Consider the following 24174-nt stretch of genomic DNA (forward strand, 5'->3'; position numbering starts at 1 on the left):
GCGGGCCGTCCCCACCACGGACTCCGGTGGGGACGGCCCGTCCGGGCGCTCAGCCGGCCGCCGGGACTTCGAGGGTGCGGAGGATCTCGGCGATCACGGCGGGCTGCTGCCCGGTCAGGTAGAAGTGGCCGCCCGGCAGGACCTTCAGCGCGAAGCGGCCGTCGGTGACCTGCCCCCAGCCGCGGGCCCGGTCCTCGGTCACGTGCGGGTCGGCGTCCCCGATGATCGCGGTGACCGGGACGGCCAGCCGCGTGCCGGCCCGGTGGGCGTAGTCCTCGATCAGCGCGAAGTCGTTGCGGACGTAGGGCAGGACGAGCTCGCGCAGCTCCGGGTCCCGCAGCGCCTCGGCGTCGGTGCCGCCGAGCTTGATCATTTCGGCCACGACGCCGTCGTCGTCCTTGCCGGAGACGCGGTCCTCGCCGCGGTCGTGCGGGGGCCGGGCGCCGGACGCGAACACGTGCACCGGCGCGCTCCCCCGCTCCTGCAGCAGCCGCGCCACCTCGTAGGCGAGGACGGCGCCCATGCTGTGCCCGAACAGCGCGGCGGGACGGTCCATCAGCGGGGCCATCGCCCCGGCGACGAGGCGGGCGAGCTGGTGCGCGTCGGTGACGAGGGCGTCCGCCATCCGGTCGGCGCGGCCCGGGTACTGGGCGGCGTGCACCTCGACGGCCGGGCTGATCTCCTTGGCCCACGGCCGGTAGAACACCGCCGACCCGCCCGCGTGCGGCAGGCAGAACAGCCGCATCGACGCCCAGGGCCGCGTCTCGGGGCAGCGGAACCAGCTCACAGTACCTCCAAGGGGTATCCCGGCCGCTTATGCCGGGGGAGGGGCCCGGGCCCAGTCAGGAGCAGCCCCGGCATGGCTGTGACGAGCCAGGTAAGTAGTCCACCGACATCCGGCCAACGGTGCTCACAACATCGATGGGTCTTCTTGTAAAGTATCCGCTCATGAGGACGGCGTACAAGTGCCGGGCGTACCCGGCTCCCGAACAGGCAGCGGTGCTGAACCGCACGTTCGGGTGTGTACGCAAGGTTTGGAACCAGGTGCTGGAGTGGCGCACCCAGCGTTACCGCGCCCAGGGAACCCGCACGTCCTATGCCCAGTCGGACCGGTACCTGACGCACCTGAAGACGACCGAGGAACTGGCGTTTCTCAACGAGGTGTCGTCGGTGCCCCTGCAGCAGACGCTGCGGCATCAGTCCACCGCCTTCGCGAACTTCTTCGCCAAACGCGCCCGCTACCCGCGTTTCAAGTCCCGCGACGGAAAGCAGGCAGCCACCTACACCCGTTCGGCGTTCCGGATGCGCGGCGGCGAATTGTTCTTGGCCAAGATGACCAGGCCGCTGACTTTCGTGTGGTCCTGGACCGACATCGACGTGGCGTCGATCGACCCGACCACGGTGACCGTCTCCCGCGACCGTGACGGCACGTGGTACGTCTCGCTCACCGTGGATGTCGCCGATTCCGCCCCGCTGCCCGCCACTGATGATGTGGTCGGGATCGACCTGGGCATCACCGACCTCGCGGTCACGTCCACTGGAGAGCGGATCACCAACCCCCGCCACCTGGACCGCAAGCAGCGCAACCTGGCCCGCTACCAGCGACGTATGGCTCGCAAACAACCTGGCAGCGCCAACCGGCGCAAGGCCGCCCGCAAGGTCGCCGCCATGCATGGCAAAGTTCGCCGAGCCCGTGCGGACTTCCTGCACAAAACCAGCACCGAGCTGGTGCGTCGCTACGACGTGATCGTGCTCGAGGACCTCAACGTCTCGGGCATGGTCCGCAACCGCCCCCTCGCGCGGGCGATCTCTGACTGCGGATGGTCTGCCTTCCGCACCATGCTGGAGTACAAGACGGCCCGATGGGGGCGGCGTCTGGTGGTCATCGACCGATGGCATCCCTCCTCCAAGTTGTGCTCGCACTGTGGGCATTTGCTGGCTCGGCTGAGTCCTTCCACGCGGCGCTGGACGTGCCCGGGCTGCGGCACCCTGCACGACAGGGACGTCAACGCCGCAAAGAACATTCTGGCCGAAGGACTTTCGGTGACGGCCTGTGGAGCTGATGTCAGACGGCAAGGGGCCTCCCTTCCGCAGTCGGCGACGAAGCAGGAACCCCGGCCCGCGAGGGCCGGAATCTCCCGCCTCCGGGCGGGAGAGGAAGTCAAGTGATCAACTCCTCCTCTGGTCCTCCTTTGCCCTCTTCGTACCGGCCGGGGGCCGGGCGCGGGTCCTGCGGCAGCGGCCAGGGCGCGACCCTCGGGTCCGGGACGAGCTTCGGCGCAGTGGTCTCCGCCGCCACCTTGAAGCCGCAGCGCCGGTAGTTGGCGATCGCGTTCGGATGGTCGAGGCTGCTGGTGCGCAGCCACACCCGGGACGCCGGCCCGCGGCCCGGCGCCCACAGCTCCCCGCGCCGCCAGGCGCGGCGGGTGCACTGCTCGACGAGGTGGCCGCCGTAGCCGCGGCCGACGAACGCGGGGGTGAGCCCGACCAGGTGGATCTCGGTGTCGCCGCCGGGCTGCGCCTCGATCTCGAAGAAGCCGGCGATCGTCCCCTCGGCCATCGCGATCCATGTGGACAGCTCAGGACGTTCCACCCAGGCGCGCCAGTCCGGGTACGTCCACGGGAAGCGGTCGGTCCAGCAGACGCGGGCGCCGACGGCCGCGTAGAGGGCGCGGCTGACGTCCGCGGACGGGAGCGCGGCCAGCGTGAACGTCATCTCGGCGCCCGGGGGCGGCGCGGGACGCAGATCGGCGGCGTCCAGCATCTCCATCGTCCATTCGGTGACCTCGGGGATCCCGACGTCAGTCACCCATGGCCTCGATGAGGCTCTTCGGCCGCATGTCCGTCCAGTTCTCTTCGATGTGGTCGAGGCACGCCTGCCGGGTGTCCTCCTCCTTGGCCACCGTCCATCCGGCGGGGATCTCGGCGAAGGTCGGCCACAGCGAATGCTGGCCCTCGTCGTTGACGAGAACGACGTACCGGCCGTCGGGGTCCTCGAAGGGGTTCGTCATCTGCGTCCCTTTCACTGTGTGCTGTGCAGTTTGTCGAGCTTGGCGGCCAGGACGGCGCCCATCTCGGCGACCGGGCCCGGCTCCAGGAGCAGGTGGTGGGCGGAGTCGAGCGGGTAGTCCTCGATCTCGCCGTCGACGAGCGGGCCCCAGTTGGCCCGCCCAGTGGGAGAGCCGGCGGTGCGGCCCTGGAGGGCGGTGAAGAACACGATGTCGCCGCGGAACCGCCGGGGCCGGTAGTCCTCGGCGTGGCGGACCCCGTTCTCGTAGTTCCGGTAGACGTTGACCAGGTCGTCCTCGCCGAGTGTGGCGAGGGCGTCGTCGCGTTCGGCGAGGATCGCCATGATCTGCGCCATGTCGGGGTTGCCGTCCTCGGCGACCATCTTCGCGTCGACGCCGATCCCCTCCAGCAGCTCGGGGAGGATCTCGCGGCGCTCGGATCCGAGGTCCTGGCCGTGGTAGGAGTCGATGAGGGCGAGGAGGCCGATCCGCTCCCCCGCCGCCTGGAACCGGACGGCCATCTCGTAGGCGACGAGCCCGCCGAGCGACCAGCCCGCGATGTGGTAAGGGCCGGACGGCTGGACGGCGCGGATCTGCGCGAGGTAGTCGACCGCCATCTCCTCGACGGATCCGGGCAGCTCCGGCCGTGTGAACGCGCGGGCTTGGAGCCCGTAGAGCGGCTGGTCCGGGCCGAGGTGCCGCTGGAATCCGAGGTAGCCCCAGGCGAGCCCGCCCGCGGGGTGGACGAAGAAGACCGGCGGGCGGGTCCCCGACGTCCTGATCGGGAGGAGGACCTCGAAGCCGAGCCGGTCCTCCGGCTTGCCCGCCCTGGTCAAGCCCTCGACCGTCTGGTGGGTGAACACGTCGCGCGGGGTGAGCTCGATGCCGGCCCGCCGGGCGCGCGTGACGAGCCTGAGCGCGGCGAGGCTGTCGCCGCCGAGGTCGAAGAAGCTGACGTCGGCGCCGACGCGGTCGAGGCCGAGGACCTCCGCGACGATGCCGCAGAGCCGCTCCTCCTCGGGGGTGCGGGGGTCGCGTCCGGCGGCGGCCTCGCCGTAGTCGGGCGCGGGCAGGGCGCGCCGGTCGAGCTTGCCGTTCGGCCCTGCGGGGAGCGTGTCGAGCCGGACGAACGCGGCGGGCACCATGTACTCGGGCAGCCGCTCCTTGACGAACTCGCGCAGGCCGTCGGTCGAGGGGGTGACGGCGTAGGCGACGAGGGTCCTGACGCCCGGGGTGTCCTCGCGGGCGACGACGGCGACGTTCGCGACGTCCGGGTGGGCGGCGACGGCCGCCTCGACCTCGCCGAGCTCGATCCGGAACCCGCGCACCTTGACCTGGAGGTCGGCGCGGTCGACGTAGTCGAGGGCGCCGTCCGGCCGCCACCGGACGAGGTCGCCCGTCCGGTACATGCGGTCGCCGGGGGCGCCGAACGGGTCGGCGACGTAGCGTTCGGCGGTGAGCGAGGGCCGCCGCAGGTAGCCGCGGCCGAGTCCCGCGCCCGCGATGTAGGCCTCGCCGACGACGCCGGGAGGAACGGGCCGGAGCCCCTGGTCCAGCACGTAGACGCGCATGTCGTCGATGGGACGGCCGAGCACGGGGGACGTCTCGGACGAGCCGGCGAGCAGCGCCCGCTGCCCGGCGAAGGTGGTGTACGTGGTGGCCTCGGTCGGCCCGTAAACGTGGCCGACCTCGGTGTCCGGGCATGCGGCGAGGACCTTGCGCATCGCGGTGGGCGACCCCGCCTCCCCGCCGGTCAGCACCTCGCGGAGCCGCGCGAACGCTTGCGGCCGCTCGTCCGCGACCAGGTTGAACAGGGTCGTGGTGAGGAACAGGCCGGTGACTCCCCCGGCGGCGATGGCCTCCTCCAGGGCCGAGCCGTTCAGGTGCCCTGGAGGCGCGACGACGGCCGTCCCGCCGTGCAGCAGCGGCGTCCACACCTCGTAGATCGACGCGTCGAACGCGTGCGGCGAGTGGACGAGGACCCGGTCGTGCGCCCCTGCGCGGAACATGCCGTCGGTGGCGAGGTCGACCGCGTCGCGGTGGCGGAGCATGACGCCTTTGGGCACTCCCGTGGACCCGGACGTGAACAGCACGAACGCGAGCTGCTCCGGATGGGGTTCGGCGGCCGGGGCGGTGTCCGGCGGCGCGTCGATTCCAGGGTCGTCGTCCACGACCAGGATGTGCGCGGACGTGCCGAGGCCGGCGACGCGGTCGCGCATCGAGGTGTCGACGACGAGGACCGGCGCGCCGATCTCGGCGACCGCCCAGGCCATCCGCTCCGGCGGATGGCCGTGATGGACGGGCGCGAGGGCGCCGCCGGCCTGAAGAACCGCGAGCGAGACCACGACGGTGTCGGCGGATCGTTCGAGCAGCACCGCGACCGGTGTCTCCGGTCCCACCCCGAGCCCGGTGAGGCGGCGCGCCAGCCTCCCGGCCCGCGCGTCGAGCTCGGCATAGGTCAGCGACTCGCCGCCGGCCTGGACGGCGATGGCGTCCGGGGTTCTCGCCCGCTGTTCGGCGAAGCGGGCGGTGAGGGTTCCGGGACCGCGTTCGGTCTGCGCGCCCTGCCAGTCACGCAGGACGTGGGCGCGTTCCTCGTCGTCCAGCACGTCGATCCGGGCGAGGGGCAGGTCGGGGTGGTGGGCGACGGCTTCGAGGACGCGGGTGAGGCGGCGCATCAGCCGCTCCGCGGCGGCCCCGGAGAACGGATCGGTGCGGTGGTCGATGCGCAGGGACAGGGCGCGGCCGGGGACGGCGGCGAGGGTGAGCGGGTAGTGGGACGCGTCGTAGCCGTCGACGTCGTGGAGGGTGAGGCCGCCGAGGTCGATGCCGGCGGCGTCCGGGTCGAACGGGTAGTTCTCCAGGACGGTCATGGTGTCGAACAGCGTCCCGGCGCCGGTGAGGCGCTGGATGTCGGACAGGCCGAGATGGTGGTGCGGCATCAGCGCGGCCTGCTCGTCCTGGAGACGGGTCAGCGCCTCCGCGACGGTGTCGGCCGGACGGACCCGGACGCGGATCGGCAGCGTGTTGATGAACAGCCCGATCATCTGCTCGACGCCGGGCAGCTCGGCCGGACGGCCGGAGACGGCCGCGCCGAACACCACGTCGGTCGAGCCGGTGAGGCGGCCGAGCAGGGTTCCCCAGGCGAGCTGCAGGACGGTGTTGAGGGTGACGCCGTGGGTGCGGGCGCGCGCGCTGAGCGCCGAGGTCAGTTCTTCGGTGAGGCTGGTCCGGACGCGTCCGGGTGTGGCCGTGCCGGGCTGGGGTGCGCCGGGCGCCACGAGGGTGGGTTCGTGGACCCTGTCCAGGGAGCGGCGCCAAGCGTCCTCGGCGGCTGAGCGGTCCTGGGCGGCGAGCCATGTGAGGTAGTTCTTGTAGGGGGTGACGCGCGGCATTCCGGTGTCGTCGCCCTTGGCCAGGTACAGCGCGAACAGCTCGGTCTGCAGGACGGGCGTGGACCAGCCGTCGAGCAGGATGTGGTGGTTGGTGAACACCATGCGGTGCAGGCCGTCCGCCAGCTTGATGAGCAGGAAGCGCAGCAGCGGCGGTTTCGTCATGTCGAACGGCCGGGCGCGTTCGGCGTCGGCGAGCTCGCGCGCCCTGGACTCGCGTTCGGGTTCGGGGAGGGCGGACAGGTCCTCGTCCCGCCAGGGCGACCGCACCGTCCGGTGGACGACCTGGACCGGTGAGCCCTCCTTGCGCTGCCGGAACCCCGCCCGCAGGTTGGCGTGCCTGCGCAGGAGGGCCGCTGCGGCGGCGCGCAGGGCGTTCACGTCCAGTGGGCCGCGCAGGTCGAACACGATCTGCGCGGTGTAGACGTCGTGGCCCGAGTCGTAGAGGGCGTGGAAGAACAGCCCCTGCTGCAGGGGGGACAGCGGGAGGATGTCCTCAAGCTGCGACGCGGTCAATCCAGCTCCCATTCGCCGTCGAGCTCGGCGGCGAGCTCGTCGATCTCCTCCTGGCTGACGTCCACCAGGGACAGGTCGGACGGGGTGAACCCCCCGACGGGCCCGTCCGCGGCACCGTCCACGACGTGCGCGACGAGTCCGCGCAACGCCGCGTACCAGCGGCCGGCCAGGTCCTCGATCGCGGCGTCGTCGAACAGGCCGCCCGCCCACGTCCAGGTCGCGGACAGCTCGGGGCCGTCCGGCAGCTCGCGCGTGTGCGCGTTGACCTCGATGGCGTGGACGAGGCCGAGCGCGCCGTCCACCCCAGGGCTGAGGGCGGCGGTGTCGGCCTGGTCCGCGGGGCCCCAGTCGGTGGCCTCTGCGGCACCGCGGCCGAGGTAGTTGAACGCGATCTGCGGGTGACCGCCGGTCTGCAGGGCGGGGCCGAGGTAGCGGAGGAGCCCGTGGCCGATGCCGTTCCCGGGGATCTCACGCAGCTGCTCCTTGACCCGTTTGAGGGCGGTGCCGACGGCCTGGCCTCCGTCGCGGACGTCGGCGGGCGACAGCCGCCCGGGGTCGAGCCGGACCGGGTGGATCGAGGTGAACCAGCCGGCGGTGCGGGACAGGTCGACGCCGGGGACGATCTCCTCGCGGCCGTGTCCTTCGAGGTCGACGAGGACGGCCGTCTCGTCGGAGACGCCGCGTTCGTTCCGCCATTCGGCGACGGCGAGGGCGAGGCCGGTGAGCAGGACGTCGTTGACGCGGCCGTGGAACGCGGCCGGGACGTCGGTGAGGAGCGGTCCGGTGACGTCGGCGGGCAGGTCGAGCGTGCGGTGCCGCGCCGTCGCGAACGTGTCGGCCGCCGGGTCCAGCGGGCGGGCGCCGAGGACGGGGTCGGGGGTGGCGAGGATGTCGTCCCACAACTGCAGCTCGGCCGTCCGGGCGGGGTCGGACGCCTCGGCGGCGAGGCGCTGCGCCCAGCGGCGGAACGAGGCCGGGACGGGGTCGAGGTCTCCCCCGGCCCACGCCGTGACCAGGTCGGGCAGGATGATCCGCCAGGACACGCCGTCCACGACGAGGTGGTGGAGGGTGAGGAGCAGGCGCCCGGACGCGGCGGGGCCGGCGTCGAACCAGACGAGCTGCGCCATCGTCCCGGCGGCCGGGTCGAGACGCCGGCGGGCGGCCTCGGCCTCGTCGGCGAGGACGGCGCGGAGCGCGTCCGTGTCGAGGCCTTCGACGTCCACGCGGCGGACGAGGGCGGCGGCGTCGACCCCGCCGGGCTCGGCGACCTCGAACTCGGCGCCCTTTACGCGGAGGCGGAGCATGTCGTGGTGGTCGAGGACGGTCTGGAGCGCCCTGGTCAGGTCCTCGACGCCGAGAGCCGGCGGAACCTGGAGCAGCATCCGCTGGCTGTAGCCGTCGACGGGACCGTGCAACTCCTGGAACCAGCGCATGATCGGGGTCGCCGGGACGCGGCCGATGCCCGCTCCGGGCGCTTCGGCCTCGATCTCCTCTCCCTCACCGACCGGTTTGGCGGTGGCGGCCAGTTCCTCGACGGTCTGATGCTGGAACACATCCCGCGGAGTGATGACCAGGCCGGACTGGCGGGCCCGGGAGACCAGCTGGATCGCGATGATCGAGTCACCGCCCAGATCGAAGAACCCGTCATCGACCCCGACCCGTTCCAGACCCAGCACCTCGGCGAACAACCGCGCAAGAGTCTCCTCCTCGGCCGTGCGTGCCGCGCGCGAGGACACCTTCACGGTGAAGTCGGGTGCGGGCAGCGCGTTGCGGTCCAGCTTGCCGTTCACCGTCAGCGGCAGCGCCTCCAACCCCACGACCATCGCCGGAACCATGTAGTCGGGCAGCTGTTTGCCAGCGAACCGGCGCAGATCGGCGGTGTCGATACCGTCGCCGGTCACGTAGGCGATGAGACGGTCGTCGCGGACGATGACGGCGGCGTCGCGGACGTCCTCATGCCTGGTCAGGACGGCCTGGATCTCGCCCAGTTCGATCCGGAAGCCGCGCAGTTGCACCTGTTGATCGGCGCGTCCGAGATATTCGAGAGTCCCGTTCGGCCGCCAGCGGCCAAGATCACCGGTCCGGTACATGCGGGCGCCAGGCCTGCCGTGCGGATCGGCGACGAACCGCTCCGCCGACAAGCCCGGACGATTCAGATAGCCGCGCGCCAACCCCGCGCCGGACACATACAACTCGCCCACGACACCGGGCGGGACGGGTTGGAGACGGTCGTCCAGCACATAGACGCGCAGGTCAGGGATACCGACACCGATCACGCTGCCGGACGCGGTCGCCGCAAACGCGCGATCCAACGCGCAGTAGGAGACGTGCACCGTGGTCTCGGTGATCCCGTACATGTTCACCAGGACCGGGGCGTTGTCGTCGTGCCGGGAGTACCAGTCCTCCAGGCGCCCCAGATCCAGGGCTTCGCCACCGAACACCACATAACGCAGCGCCAGATCTGTGCCCGGGTTCTGCTGGTCAGCGGCCATCAACTGGTAGAACGCCGACGGAGTCTGGCTCAGGACCGTCACCCGCTCCCGCTCCAGCAGCCTCAGGAAATCGTCCGGCGAACGCGACGTCAGGTACGGGACGACGACCAGCCGACCGCCGTGCAGCAGCGAGCCCCACAACTCCCACACCGTGAAGTCGAACGCGTAGGAATGGAACAACGTCCACACATCATCCGAACCGAAGCCGAACCACTCCTCGGTCGAACCCAGCAACCGCACCACGTTCTGATGCGGAACCACCACACCCTTCGGACGCCCCGTCGAACCCGACGTATAGATCACATACGCGGGGTGGGCGGGGTCAATTGCCACGCCGGGGTTGGTATCAGGATGGCCGGTGGCGTCCAGATCCTCCGGACCCAAGGTGAGGACAGGCTTGGCGTCCTCGACCATGTACGCGATCCGATCCGCCGGATAATCCGGATCGATCGGGACGTACGCCGCGCCCGCCTTCAGCACCGCAAGGACCGCCACCACCAGATCGGCCGAACGCGGCAGTGCGAGCGCCACGAACTGCTCAGGCCCCACACCCCGCTCGATCAGCCGACGCGCCAGACGGTTCGCCCTCGCGTTCACCTCCCCATACGTCCACGACACACCCTCGAACGTCACCGCGGCCGCGTCCGGACGAGCCGCCGCCTGCGCCTCGAACAGCGCGGGGATGGTCGTCCGTTCGACGTCGCCGCCCCTGCCGCCGGCCCAGCGGCGCAGGAGGGTGCGCCGCTCGCTCCGGTCGAGGATGTCCGCCGCGGTGATCGGTGCGTCGGGGTCGGTGACGAGTTCGCGGACGAGGCGCTCGAAGCGGGTCGCGATCGTCTGCGCGGTGCCGGGGTCGAAGAGGTCCAGGGCGTATTCGAGACCGGCGTCGATGCCGCCGGGCGAGCCGTCGTCGGCGTGCCGTTCCTCCAGGTAGAGGGAGAGGTCGTACTTGGCGGCCCCCGCAGCGAGGGGCTCGGCGCCGCCGGTCAGCCCGTCCAGCGCCGGCCGGGCCTCCGGGTTGTTCTGGAACGACAGGACGACCTGGAACAGCGGGTGCCGCGCCATCGACCGGGCCGGGTTGAGGACTTCCACCAGGCGCTCGAACGGAAGGTCCTGGTGCGCGTAGGCGGCGAGGTCGGCCTCCTTCACCCGTCCGATCAGGTCCCGGAAGGACGGTTCCCCGGACGTGTCGGTGCGCAGCACGAGCATGTTGACGAACATGCCGACCAGGTCATCGAGGGCGTCGTCGGTGCGGCCGGCGATGGGCGAGCCGATCGGCACGTCCGTCCCCGCACCGAGCCGGGTGAGCAGCGCGGCGTAGGCGGCCTGCATCACCATGAACAAGCTCGCGCCGCTCTCACGAGCGAGCGCCAGGAGCCCGGTGTGGAGTTCGGCGTCCAGCTCGAACGCGTGCGTGCCGCCCCGGTAGGACGCCTCCGCCGGACGCGGCCTGTCGGCCGGGAGCGCAAGCTCCTCCGGCAGCCCTTCCAACGCGCCCCGCCAGTACGCGATCTGCTTCGAGATCAGACTGTCCGGGTCGTCCTCCGAGCCGAACAGTTCGCGCTGCCAGAGCGTGTAGTCCGCGTACTGGACGGGCAGCGGCGCCCACTGCGGTTCCCGCCTCTCCGAGCGGGCCGTGTAGGCGTGGATCACGTCGCGGGCGAGCGGCGCCATCGACCAGCCGTCCGCCGCGATGTGGTGCAGGACGAGCATGAGGACGTGCGTGTCGTCGCCGAGCGCGAACAGGCGTGCCCGCAGCGGCGGCTCCACGGACAGGTCGAAGCCCTGCCCGACCGCGGCGGCCAGCGCCGTCGGCAGCGCGCTCTCTTCGGTGTCGGCGACGTCGAGGCGGGGGCGGGCGTCGGCCGGGTCGAGGACGAGCTGCCGGGCGCTGCCGGAGGAGTCCGGGAAGATCGTGCGGAGCGACTCGTGCCGGGCGGTGACGTCGGCGAGCGCGAGGCGCAGCGCGTCCAGGTCGAGTTCCCCGTTCAGGCGCAGCGCGATCGGCATGTTGAACGTCGCGGACGCGCCCTGGAACCGGTTGAGGAACCAGAGCCGCTGCTGCGCGTACGACAGCGGGACGACACTCGGGCGCTCGGCCTGGAGCAGCGGCGGCCGGACGTCGCCGGCCGCGTCCGCGAGCCGTTCGGCGAGACCCGCGACGGTCGGCGCCTCGAACAGCGCCCGGACGGGCAGCTCGGCGCCCAGCGCGGACCGGACCCTGCTGACGAGCCGGGTCGCGGTGAGGGAGTCGCCGCCGAGGTCGAAGAACCCGTCGTCCACGCCGACCCGCGGCACTCCCAGGATCTCGGCGAACAGCCCGCAGAGGATCTCCTCCTGCGGCGAGCGCGGCGCCCGGCCGGCCGCCGCGCCGGTGCCGGGCGCGGGCAGCGCGGCCCGGTCGAGCTTGCCGTTCACGGTGAGCGGCAGCGCGTCCAGGACGGTGAACGCCGGGATCATGTGGTCGGGCAGCCGCTCGGCCGCGTGGCGCCGGACCGCCGCGACGTCGACGTCCGGCCCGACGAGGTAGGCGGCGAGGTGCCGGTCGCCCGGCCGGTCCTCGCGGACGATCACGGCGGCCCGGGTGACGCCCGCGCATCCGGCGAGGACGTTCTCGATCTCGCCGGGCTCCACCCGGTAGCCGCGGATCTTGACCTGGTCGTCGGCGCGGCCGAGGTACTCGATCGTCCCGTCCGGACGCCACCGGGCCAGGTCGCCGGTGCGGTACATGCGGTCGCCGGGCGCGCCGAACGGGTCGGCGACGAACCGCTCGGCGGACAGCCCGGGCCGGTCGAGATACCCGCGCGCGAGCTGCACGCCCGCGAGGTAGAGCTCGCCGGGGATCCCGGCCGGGACGGGCCGCAGCGCGGTGTCCAGCACGTACGACCGGGTGTTGCGGCCGGGGCGGCCGACGGAGGGGTGCTCGCTGCGGGCGAGCACCTGGTTCATCGTGTCGATCGTCGATTCGGTCGGCCCGTAGAAGTTACGCGTGGTCAGCCCGGGGACCGCCCGCAGTTCGGCCCACAGGCTCTCGCTGATGTCCTCGCCGCCGAGGAGGAGCTGCGCCGGCGGATGGCGCCCGTCCCGCCTCAGCAGCCCTGCCTCGCGCAGCGCCGCGAAATGCGAGGGAGTGGTGTTGACCAGGTCGATCTGCGCGCGCGCCACGTACGCCGTGTACGCCTCAACGTCGCGGCGCGTCTCGTCGTCGATGAGGTGCAGCTCGTGGCCGCACATCATCCACAGCAGCCCCATCCACGACGTGTCGAACGAGAACGACGCCAGGTGGGCGAACCGCATCCTGCGCCCGCCGGCGGCCTCGACCGCGGGATCGATGAACGCGTCCCGATGGGCCTCGAAGTAGTTCAGCACCCCTGCGTGGGGAACGGTCACGCCCTTGGGCCGCCCGGTGGATCCGGAGGTGTAGATGACGTATGCGGCGTTGTCCGTCCGCAGGGGTCGCACCCGCTCGCCGTCGGAGGGATCGTGCGCCGGCCGCGTGGCCGTGCCGGGGAGGCCGCCGGCCGTGATGGTCAGGGCCGGGCGGGAGTCCTCCAGCATGAAGGAGATGCGGCCGGGCGGGTACTCGGGGTCGACCGGGACGTAGGCGGCGCCCGCCTTCAGGACGCCGAGGATCGCGACGACGATCTCCGGGGTGCGCGGCAGGACGAGGGCGACGCGGTCCTCCGGGCCGATCCCCCGGGCGATCAGCTCGTGGGCGAGGCGGTTGGCGCGCTCGTTGAGTTCGCGGTAGGTCAGCCGCGTGCCGTCGCAGACGAGGGCGATGTCCGACGGCGTCCGGACGGCCTGGGACTCGAACGGGGCCGGGAGGGTTCCTGACGGGGTCTCCGCGACGGTGTCGTTCCAGGCGGCGAGATCCGCCCGTTCCGCGTCGTCCGTCAGGTCGACCGCGCCGATCAGGCGGTCCGCGTCCTCGGTGAAGGCTTCCAGGAATCGGCGGATCCGGGCCAGGAGCGCCTCGACCACTGCCGCCTCGTACACGTCGGGCCGGTAGTGCAGACGGAGCGAAAGCCTCTCGCCGGGCGCGGCGACGAACGACAGGGGGAAGTGGGTCGCGTCGTAAGAGTCGGCCGCGGTGATGCGGACGCCGTTGAGGGAGCCGTCCATCGAGGACGGATCGAACGGGTAGTTCTCCAGCACCGTCATCGTGTCGAACAGCGCGCCGCCGTGGCCCGCGGAACGCTGGATGTCGGTGAGGCCGAGGTGGTGGTGGGCGAGGAGTTCGGTCTGCTCGTCCTGGAGCCGTTCCATCAGCGTGCCGAGCGACTCGTCCAGCCGGTACTGGACGCGGATCGGCAGCGTATTGATGAACAGCCCGATCATCTGCTCGACGCCGGGGAGTTCGGGCGGACGGCCCGAGACGGTGGCGCCGGACACCACGTCGTTCGTGCCGAGGAGGTTCCCGAGGACGAGGCCCCACGCGCCCTGCAGGACGGTGCTCAGCGTGACGCCGTGGCGGCGGGCCGCGCGGGTGAGGCGGCGGGTCGCGCGTTCGTCGAGCTCGGTGATGGTCCGCCTCGGCGGTTCGGGGGCGCGGGCGGCGGCCTCTGGGGCGACGAGGCAGGGCCCGTCCAGGCCGTCCAGGGCGCGGCGCCAGGCGTCTTCGGCGGCGGTGCGGTCCTGCCGGGCGAGCCACGCCAGGTAGTTCTTGTACGGGGTGACGCGCGGCATCCCCGTGTCGTGGCCGCCTTGCATGTAGAGCAGGAACAGCTCGGTGGCGAGGATCGGCGTGGACCAGCCGTCCAGCAGGATGTGGTGGTTGGTGAAGACGAGCCGGAACCGCTCGGGCCCCATCCTGACGAGGACGAACCGCAGCAGCGGCGGTTTCGTCATGTCGAATCCGCGTGCCCGTTCCCGGACGACGACGGCGTCCGCGTCCGGTCCGGAGGCGGTGATCTCCTCCCACGGCAGTTCGACGGTGCGCGGGACCACCTGCACCGGTCGTGACAGGTCCTCGTGCCAGAACGCGGCGCGCAGGTTGGCGTGGCGGCGCAGCAGCGTCCCGGCGGCCGTCCGCAGCGCCTCGACATCGAGGGGCCCTTCCAGGTCGAGGACGAACTGCGCCGTGTACACGTCGGAGTCGCCGGCGTCGAGAAGGGCGTGGAAGAAGAAGCCCTGCTGCAGCGGCGACAGCGGCAGGATGTCCTCAAGATCACCCCGGTTCACGGCGTCCGCCTCCAGGCCGTCTGCAGCTTGTCGATCTCGCGCTGGTCCAGCTCCACGAGCAGGTCGGAGGGGGTGAACCCGCCCGTCCCGCCGGCGGCGACGTCGGCGACGAGACCGCGCAGCGCCGTGAACCATCCCTCGGCCAGCTCCCGGACGTCGGCGGAGTCCAGCAGCCCGCCCGGCCACGTCCAGGTCGCGGACAGCACCGGCCCGCCCGGCAGGTCCCGGGTGACGGCGTTGATCTCCAGGACGTGTGCCATCGGCATCCGCGGGTCCTCGCCCGGCGGCAGGTCCTCAGGGGCGAGCGTCCAGTCGCCGCCGTCGCCGCCGGCATCGACGCGGCCGAGGTAGTTGAACGCGATCTGCGCGGGGGGCACTCCGGCGAGTTCCTCCTCGCCGTCGACATGGCGGAGGAGTCCGTAGCCGAGGGCGCCCGGGACCGCCCTGAGCTGCTCTTTCACCTTCTTGACGGCCGCGCCGCCGGCCGCGCCGCCCGCGTCGAGCCGGACGGGGTGGATCGAGGTGAACCAGCCTGCCGTCCGGGAGACGTCGACGCCCGGGACGACGTCCTCGCGGCCGTGCCCCTCCAGGTCGACGAGGACGCCGGTGCCGCGCGCGCCGTGGCGCCTGCGCCACTGGGCGACGGAGACGGCGAGGCCGGTGAGCAGCACGTCGTTCGCCCGCCCGTGGAACGCGGCGGGGGCGTCGGTGAGCAGCGGTCCGGTGACGTCGGCGGGCAGGTCGAGGGTCAGCGAGCGGGCGCGGGCGGCGATGTCCACGCGGGGGTCGAGCGCTCGGCCGGCGAGGTTCTGCGGCGGGCCGTCGACGATGTCGAGCCAGTCCTCCAGTTCCTCCTTGTTCCGCTCGGACGCGGTGAGCTTCTGCGCCCAGCGGCGGAACGACGTCGCGACCGGCTGGAGCTCACCCCCGGCCCAGGCTGTGACGAGGTCGGGCAGCAGGATGCGCCACGACACCCCGTCCACGACCAGGTGGTGGAGGACGACGAGCAGCCGCCCCTGCTCGTGGCCCGCGTCGAACCAGACGAGCTGCGCGACCGTCCCGGCGGCCGGGTCGAGGCGGTCGCGTGCGGCTGTGGCCTCTTCGGTGATGACGGCCTGGACCTTGTCGCCGTCCAGGCCCGCGACGTCGACGCGGGTGACGAGGCAGCCCGCGTCCGACGCGCCCGGCTGCCGGACGACGGGCTGCCAGCGGTCGCCGTCCCTGTTCATTGCGGCCTGCGAGCCCTCGGCCTCGGCGCCCGACCTTCGTCCCTCAGTTCGCCCGCCGTCCACGTCCAGGCGGAGCCGGAGGATGTCGTGGTGGTCCAGGAGCGTCTGGAACGCGGCGGTCAGCCGCTCCAGGCCGAGATCCGGCGGAGTGCGCAGCAGCATCGACTGGTGGAAGCGGCTGATCAGCGACGCGTCGCCGCCCACTCTTTCGCGGAGCCACGCGACGATGGGAGTGACGGGGACGGGGCCGACGCCGGTACCCGGAGCCTCGGCCTCGATCTCCTCTCCCTCACCGACCGGTTTGGCGGTGGCGGCCAGTTCCTCGACGGTCTGATGCTGGAACACATCCCGCGGAGTGATGACCAGGCCGGACTGACGGGCCCGGGAGACCAGCTGGATCGCGATGATCGAGTCACCGCCCAGATCGAAGAACCCGTCATCGACCCCGACCCGTTCCAGACCCAGCACCTCGGCGAACAACCGCGCAAGAGTCTCCTCCTCGGCCGTGCGTGCCGCGCGCGAGGACACCTTCACGGTGAAGTCGGGTGCGGGCAGCGCGTTGCGGTCCAGCTTGCCGTTCACCGTCAGCGGCAGCGCCTCCAACTCCACGACCATCGCCGGAACCATGTAGTCGGGCAGCTGTTTGCCAGCGAACCGGCGCAGATCGGCGGTGTCGATACCGTCGCCGGTCACGTAGGCGATGAGACGGTCGTCGCGGACGATGACGGCGACGTCGGAGACCATGTCGTGCCGGGCGAGGGCCGACTCGACCTCGCCCAATTCGATCCGGAAGCCGCGTAGCTGCACCTGCTGATCGGCGCGTCCCAGATATTCGAGAGTCCCGTTCGGCCGCCAGCGGCCAAGATCACCGGTCCGGTACATGCGGGCGCCCGGGTCGCCGTGCGGATCGGCGACGAACCGCTCCGCCGACAAGCCCGGACGATTCAGATAGCCGCGCGCCAACCCCGCGCCGGACACATACAACTCGCCCACGACACCGGGCGGGACGGGTTGGAGACGGTCGTCCAGGACGTAGACGCGCAGGTCAGGGATACCGACACCGATCACGCTGCCGGACGTGGTCGCCGCAAACGCGCGGTCCAACGCGCAGTAGGAGACGTGCACCGTGGTCTCGGTGATCCCGTACATGTTGACGAGCGTTGGCGCGTCGTCATCGTGCCGGGAGTACCAGTCTTCCAGGCGCCCCAGGTCCAGGGCTTCGCCACCGAACACCACATAGCGCAGCGCCAGATCTGTGCCCGGGTTCTGCTGGTCGGCGGCCATCAACTGGTAGAACGCCGACGGAGTCTGGTTGAGGACCGTGACCTGTTCCCGCTCCAGCAGAGCGAGGAAGTCGTCCGGCGAACGCGAGGTCAGATGCGGGACGACGACCAGCCGACCGCCGTGCAGCAGCGAGCCCCACAACTCCCACACCGTGAAGTCGAACGCGTAGGAATGGAACAACGTCCACACGTCATCCGGACCGAAGCTGAACCACTCCTCGGTCGAGCGCAGCAACCGCACCACGTTCTGATGCGGAACCACCACACCCTTCGGACGCCCGGTCGAACCCGACGTATAGATCACATACGCGGGATGGTCCGGCGAGACGACGACACCAAGGTCGGTGTCGTCGTAACCGGACGCATCCAGATCCTCAGGCCCCAGCGTGAGGACGGGCTTGGCGTCCTCGACCATGTACGCGATCCGATCCGCCGGATAATCCGGATCGATCGGGACGTACGCCGCGCCCGCCTTCAGCACCGCAAGGACCGCCACCACCAGATCCGCCGAACGCGGCAGTGCGAGCGCCACGAACTGCTCAGGCCCCACACCCCGCTCGATCAGCCGACGCGCCAGACGGTTCGCCCTCGCGTTCACCTCCCCATACGTCCACGACACACCCTCGAACGTCACCGCGGCCGCGTCCGGACGAGCCGCCGCCTGCGCCTCGAACAGCGCGGGGATCGTGGCCTGCTCCACTGGCCGTCCATGACCACCGGCCCACTCGCCGAGGATCAGTGACCGCTCCTCCGGCGCCAGGACGTCGGCGTCGCCGATGGGCGCGTCAGGGTCGGCGAGCAGCGCCGACAGGTACCGCTCGAACCTCTCGATGAGGCGTTGCGCGGTGGACGGGTCGTAGAGGTCGAGCGCGTACTCCAACTCGCCGTCGAGCCCGTCTTCCCGCTCGGTGAGGATCATCAGCAGGTCGAACCGGGACACACCGGCGGTCAGCGGTTCCGGCTCGGCGCTGAACCCGGGCATGTCCAGCCGTGCCTCCGGGTTGTTCTGGAACGTCAGCCCGACCTGGAAGAGCGGGTGCCGGGCCAGGTGCCGGGGCGGGTTGAACACCTCGACGAGCCGCTCGAACGGGACGTCCTGGTGCGCGTACGCGGCGAGGTCGGTCTCCCTGACCCGTCCGACGAGATCCCGGAACGACGGATCACCCGAGGTGTCGGTCCGGAGGACGAGCATGTTCACGAACATGCCAACTAGGTCGTCCAGGGCCTCGTCGGTGCGGCCCGCGACGGGCGAGCCGATCGGCACGTCCGTTCCCGCACCGAGCCTGGTGAGGAGGGCGGCGAAGGCGGCCTGGGCGACCATGAACGGGCTGGCGCCGGTCTCCTGGGCGACCTTCCGCAGACCGGCGCGAAGGTCGGCGCCTAGCCGGAACCGGGCCGTCCCGCCCCGGTAGGACGCCTCCGCCGGACGCGGCCTGTCGGCCGGGAGCGCAAGCTCCTCCGGCAGCCCTTCCAACGCGCCCCGCCAGTACGCGATCTGCTTCGAGATCAGACTGTCCGGGTCGTCCTCCGAGCCGAACAGTTCGCGCTGCCAGAGCGTGTAGTCCGCGTACTGGACGGGCAGCGGCGCCCACTCCGGCGCGCGCCCGCCGGCGCGCGCCGCGTAGGCGGTGATGAAGTCGCGGGCGAGCGGCGCCATCGACCAGCCGTCGCCGCCGATGTGGTGCATGAGGAGCAGTGCCACATGCTCCTGCGGCCCGACCCGGAACAGGTGGGTGCGCAGGGGCGGCTCGGCGGAGATGTCGAACGCGTATCCGGCGGCCACGGCGAGCCGGGTCGGCAGTTCCGCCTCGGTCGTCTCGGTGACCTCCAGCTCCGGGCGGGCGGCGCCCGGAGCCAGGACGAGCTGGCGCGGCACTCCCCCGCCGTCCGGCAGGATCGTGCGGAGTGACTCGTGCCGCCCGACGAGGTCGCCGACGGCGGCGCGGAGCGCGTCGACGTCCAGGGGGCCGCGGATGCGGAGCGCGACCGGCATGTTGTAGGTCGCGGACGGCCCCTCGAACCGGCTGAGGAACCAGAGCCGCTGCTGCGCGTACGACGGCGGGACGACGTCCGGGCGTTCGCGCGGCTCCAGCGCGGGACGCCCCGGTGAGACGCCTCCGCCGAGCAGCGCGGCGAGGCTCGCGACGGTCGGGGCCTCGAACAGCGCGCGGACCGGCAGCTCGGCGTCGAGGGCGCGGCGGATCCGGCTGACCACCCGCATCGCGACGAGCGAGTTGCCGCCGAGCGCGAAGAAGTCGTCGTCGGCGCCGACCCGGTCGGCGCCCAGCAGGTCGGCGAAGACGGCGGCGACGGCCTCCTCCGTCTCCCCGGACGGGGCGCGGTACGCGGCCGCCGGGGCGATGCCCGGCTCCGGCTTCGGCAGCGCCGCGGTGTCGACCTTGCCGTTAGGGGTGAGCGGCATCTCGTCCAGGACGACGACCGCGGCGGGCACCATCGAGTCGGGCAGGTTCTCCCGGATGTGGGCGCGCAACTCCTCCGGGTCGAGCGTCCGGCCGGGGGCCGCGACGACGTACGCGACGAGCCGCTTCTCCGCCGGGCCTTCCACGACTTCGGGGATGCCGGGCAGTTCGAGTCCCCCGACGGTGACCGCGCCGCCGGACGCGACGACGCCCTCAATGGTCCGGTGGTACCAGCCGGCGAGCCGTTCGGCTGTCTCCCGGTCGAACAGGTCCATGGCGTATTCGAGGGTGCCCGTGAACCCGCCCTCACCGTCGCGGGCATCCTCCAGCAGGAACTCCAGGTCGAACTTGGCGACCCCCGGGTCCACCGGTTCGACGGCGACGTCCAGGCCGGGCAGCTCGACGGACGCCTCCGGGTTGTTCTGCAGCGTCAGCATGACCTGGAACAGCGGGTGCCGCGCCAGCGACCGCACCGGGTTGAGCACCTCGACGAGCCGCTCGAAGGGGACGTCCTGGTGCGCGTAGGCGGCGAGGCCGGTCTCCCGGACGCGGGCGAACAGCTCCGCGAACGACGGGTCTCCCGACGTGTCGGTCCGCAGCACCAGCGTGTTGACGAAGACGCCGACGAGGTCGTCCAGGGCCTCGTCGGTGCGGCCCGCGACGGGCGAGCCGATCGGCACGTCCGTTCCCGCGCCGAGCCGGGTGAGGAGGGCGGCGAGCGCCGCCTGCAGGACCATGAAGACGCTGACCTGGTGGTCGCGGGCGAGCGTCCGCAGCCCGTCCGCCAGGTCGGCCGGCACCTCGAAGGAGACCTGGCCGCCCCGGTAGGACGCGCGGGCCGGTCGGGGGCGGTCGTGCGGCAGCCTGATCTGGTCGGGCAGCCCGGCCAGGGCGTCCTTCCAGTAGGCGAGCTGGCGGGCGGCGAGGCTGCCCGGGTCGTCCTCGTCGCCGAGCAGCTCGCGGTGCCAGAGCGCGTAGTCGGCGTACTGGACGCCGAGCGGCGCCCATGCGGGGGCGCCCCCGTCGCGCCGGGCCAGATAGGCGCTGATCACATCGCGGGCGAGCGGCGCCATGGACCAGCCGTCCCCGGCGATGTGGTGCAGGACGATCAGGAGCAGATGCTCGTCCTCGTCGAGCCGGTACAGGTGGGCGCGCACCGGAAGCTCGTTCGCGAGGTCGAAGCCGCACGTGGCGTCCATGAACAGGGCGCCGCGGAGGTCGGCGGGCTCGCTGATCGTGAGCCGCGCGTCGGCCTCGCCGGGGGCGAGGACGACCTGGTGCGGTGTGCCGTCGGCGTCGCCGAACAGCGTCCGCAGCGACTCGTGCCGGGCGACGACGTCGCGCAGCGCGTCCCGCAACGCGTCGTGGTCGATCGCGCCGGTGAGCCGCAGCGGGATCGGCATGTTGTAGGTGGCAGTGGGCCCTTCGAGCCGGTTGAGGAACCAGAGCCGCTCCTGCGCGTACGAGACCGGGAGCGGAGCGGGACGTTCCATCGCCTTCAGCGCGGGGCGCTCGGCATCGGCCGCCGCCGACGCGATGTACTCGGCGAGGCCCGCGACCGTGGGCGTCTCGAACAGCGCCCGCACAGGAAGCTCCACGTTCAGCGCGGCGCGGGCGCGGGAGACGACACGGGTCGCCTTCAGCGAGTCGCCGCCGTGGTCGAAGAAGCCGTCGTCGACGCCGACCCGCTCCAGGCCGAGGACTCCGGCGAAGATCCCGCAGAGGATCTCCTCGCGGGCATCGCGCGGTCCGCGTCCGGTGAGGCCTGCGGCGAAGTCGGGCTCGGGCAGCGCGGCCCGGTCGAGCTTGCCGTTCGGGGTGAGGGGCATCGCGTCCAGCACGACGATCGCGGACGGCACCATGTAGTCCGGCAGGGTCCCGGCGACGAAGGCGCGCAGCGCGGCCGGGTCCACCCGGCCGACGACGTAGCCCGCGAGCACGGTGTCGCCGGCGGCGTCGCGGCGCGCGACGACCACGCTCTGCGCGACGGCGGGGTGCGCGGAGAGGGCGGCCTCGATCTCGCCGGGCTCGATCCGGAACCCGCGGACCTTCACCTGGTCGTCGAGACGGCCGAGGTACTCGATGTGGCCCGCGCGGTCCTCTTGTGAGGGGGCGACCCCCCACACCCCCCGGGAACCGCTCCATTGCCACCGGACGAGGTCCCCGGTGCGGTACATCCGCTCCCCCGGCCCGCCGAACGGGCACGCGACGAACCGGTCCGCGGACAGGGCCGGGCGGCGCAGGTAGCCGCGGGCCAGCCCGTCGCCCGCGACGTACAGCTCGCCGGGCACACCGACGGGGACGGGCTTCAGCCGGTCGTCCAGCACGTAGGCGCGGGTGTTGGCCATCGGGCGGCCGATCGGCGCGCGGCCCTCGGCGTTGCCGTCGTCGTTCCAGCCGGTGACGAAGATCGTCGCCTCGGTCGGGCCGTAGATGTTGGAGATCCGCGTGTCCGGCAGCAGCGCCCGGACGTCCCGGACGAGCTGCGGCGGCAGCGCCTCCCCGCCGAGCGCCACGTCCCCCACCGCGAGGTCGAGTCCGCCTCGGGCCAGGAGGACCGACACCGCGGACGGGACACCGCTGACCAGCGTCCCGGACCAGCCGCCGCGTTCGGCGATCTCCAGCAGGTCGCGGACGACCTCGATCTCGCCGCCCGCGGTCAGCGGCACCAGCCACTCGAACACCGACACGTCGAAGTTCAGCGACGTGGAGAACAGCACCCGGCGCATCCGGTCGGGCCCGTAGCTCGCCATCGACTCGGCGCAGAAGTCCACGACGTTGGCGTTCGAGATGACGACGCCCTTGGGCCGGCCCGTCGAACCCGACGTGTAGATGATGTACGCCGGGTTGGCGGGGCGCAGCGGACGGACCCGGTCGGCGTCGCCGATGTCGTCGCCGGAGTACCCGTCGAGCGGGATCGCGTCGAGTTCGACACGGGGCGTCCCGCCGGGCAGGCCGGCGTCCGACGTCGTGATGACGCAGGCGGGGGCGGCGTCCTCCAGCATGTAGGCGATGCGGTCCGGCGGGTACGCCAGGTCGATCGGCTGGTACCCGGCGCCCGCCTTCAGCACGGCCAGCGCGGCCACGACCAGGTCGGCGTCGCGCGGGAGGGCCAGGGCGACGAAGTCCTCCGCGCCGGCACCGCGCTCGATGAGGTGGCGGGCGAGGCGGTTCGCGCGGGCGTTCAGCTCGGCGTAGGTGACGCGGACGCCGCCGCAGACGACGGCGGTCGCGTCCGGTGTCCGGGCGGCCTGCGCCTCGAACAGCTCGGGGACGACGGCCGGCTCGACGGGCAGCTCCGTGTCGTTCCACTCGTCCAGGACGAGGGAGCGCTCGGCGTCGTCGAGCAGCTCGACGTCGCGTAGCGGGGTGGACGGGTCGGCGTCGCCGAGCGTGCGCAGGAGCCGGACGTAGCGGTCCAGGTGCGTGGAGACCTGGTCCTCGGTGTAGAGGTCGGGGTGCGCCTCGAAGTCGACGCGCATGCCGGTGCCGTCGAAGTTGTCGTAGATGTTGATGGACAGGTCGTCGATCGGCCCGGTCGTGATCGCGTGCATCCTCGCCGGCAGGCCCGCGAAGTCCAGCCGGTAGTCGAACGCCATGATGTTGATGACCGGCCCGTAGAGGCGGCGGCGCTCGCCGAGCAGCTTCAGGTCGCGCAGCAGGTCCTCGCGCCGGTAGTGCTGGTGGCGCAGCGCCCGCGCGCTCGCCCGCGTCGCCGCGCGGACGAGCTCGTCCACCGTCATGTCCGGCCGGACCCGGACGCGCAGCGGCAGGACCGTCGCCATCATCGCCGGGGTGTCCAGCGCGACCCGCGTCGTGCGGCCGGTGACGGCCAGGCCGAGGATGACGTCCTCAGTGCCCGTCATCCGCGCCACGTACGCGGCGGTCGCGGCGATCGCGAGGCCCTGCGTCGCGGTGCGCAGCCGGCGGGCGCCGGCGGCCAGCCCGGCCGCCCGGTCCGGCGGGATGACGGTGATCAGGCTGAGGTAGTCGTCGGTCGGCTCGGCCATCTCGTCCGACAGCGACACCGCGACCGGCCGGTCGGCGAACCGTTCGGTCCAGTAGGCGCGGTCCCGCTCGAACCTCTCCGACGCCCGGTACGCCTCCTCCTCGGCGAGGACCCTGCGGTAGTCGCCCTGCTCGGCCGGGACGTACTCGCCGCCGTCCGCCAGCGACGTGTAGATCTCGGCGGCGCGGCGGCTGATGACCAGGCCGCTGTAGCCGTCCTGGATGGCGTGGTGCGCGCGGATGAACCACCGGTGCAGGTCCGGGGACAGCCGCAGCAGGGCCGTGACGTACAGCCGGTCGGCGTCCAGCGGCAGCGGCGCCGCCATCCGCTCCTTCATCCACGCCCGCGCGGCGGCGTCCGGGTCGGGCTCGCCGGACAGGTCGACGAGCGGGATCGTCGCGGTCGCGTCCGGGTCGAGGACCTGCAGCGGCATGCCGTCCCGCTCGGTCAGCCGGGCGTTGAGCGCCAGCCCCTCGTGCGCGGCGATGCGCGCCACCCGGTCCAGCAGGCCGTGGTCGACCGGGCCCTCGATCTCGATGTACTGCGCGATGTGGATCGGCGTTTCGGGCGCCAGCTGCTGCGCGTACCAGACGCTCTGCTGAGCGGCCGACAGAGGAACGTACTCGATGGACATCAAGCGG

The 24174-nt window shown here is 72.2% G+C and carries 7 protein-coding genes; 1 reads left to right on the plus strand and 6 read right to left on the minus strand.

The window, feature by feature from the left end:
- Window positions 1-49 precede the first annotated feature (49 nt).
- Complete coding sequence (locus tag ACQPZP_RS28790) at window positions 50-787, minus strand: thioesterase II family protein (RefSeq protein WP_433472856.1); 738 nt, start codon at window positions 785-787, stop codon at window positions 50-52.
- 161 nt (window positions 788-948) lie between these two features.
- On the opposite strand from ACQPZP_RS28790, the gene ACQPZP_RS28795 reads away from it, so the two are divergent.
- A complete protein-coding gene (locus tag ACQPZP_RS28795; RefSeq protein WP_433472857.1) occupies window positions 949-2169 on the plus strand; it encodes an RNA-guided endonuclease InsQ/TnpB family protein in 1221 nt (406 codons plus the stop codon).
- On the opposite strand, the gene ACQPZP_RS28800 is transcribed toward ACQPZP_RS28795, so the two are convergent.
- Genes ACQPZP_RS28800 through ACQPZP_RS28820 form a run of 5 tightly spaced genes read right to left on the minus strand, consistent with a single transcriptional unit; the run spans window position 2162 to window position 24167 of the window.
- Window positions 2162-2809, minus strand: coding sequence for a GNAT family N-acetyltransferase (locus tag ACQPZP_RS28800; protein WP_433472858.1), 648 nt, complete (start codon window positions 2807-2809; stop codon window positions 2162-2164). The two genes, ACQPZP_RS28795 and ACQPZP_RS28800, sit on opposite strands and share 8 nt — an antisense overlap.
- On the minus strand, window positions 2802-3011 hold the full coding sequence (locus tag ACQPZP_RS28805) for an MbtH family protein (RefSeq protein WP_433462459.1): 210 nt from the start codon (window positions 3009-3011) through the stop codon (window positions 2802-2804). The genes ACQPZP_RS28800 and ACQPZP_RS28805 overlap by 8 nt, the downstream gene beginning before the upstream one ends.
- Window positions 3012-3022: 11 nt before the next feature.
- Window positions 3023-6916 (minus strand): amino acid adenylation domain-containing protein, encoded by a 3894-nt coding sequence (locus ACQPZP_RS28810; protein ID WP_433472859.1) that lies wholly within the window; start codon window positions 6914-6916, stop codon window positions 3023-3025.
- On the minus strand, window positions 6913-14592 hold the full coding sequence (locus ACQPZP_RS28815; protein ID WP_433472860.1) for an amino acid adenylation domain-containing protein: 7680 nt from the start codon (window positions 14590-14592) through the stop codon (window positions 6913-6915). Before ACQPZP_RS28815 ends, ACQPZP_RS28810 begins: the two co-directional genes overlap by 4 nt.
- On the minus strand, window positions 14589-24167 hold the full coding sequence (locus tag ACQPZP_RS28820; protein WP_433472861.1) for an amino acid adenylation domain-containing protein: 9579 nt from the start codon (window positions 24165-24167) through the stop codon (window positions 14589-14591). The genes ACQPZP_RS28815 and ACQPZP_RS28820 overlap by 4 nt, the downstream gene beginning before the upstream one ends.
- Window positions 24168-24174: the final 7 nt, after the last annotated feature.

This window comes from Spirillospora sp. CA-142024 (assembly GCF_050942325.1).
In the GTDB taxonomy this organism is placed as follows: Bacteria; Actinomycetota; Actinomycetes; order Streptosporangiales; family Streptosporangiaceae; genus Spirillospora.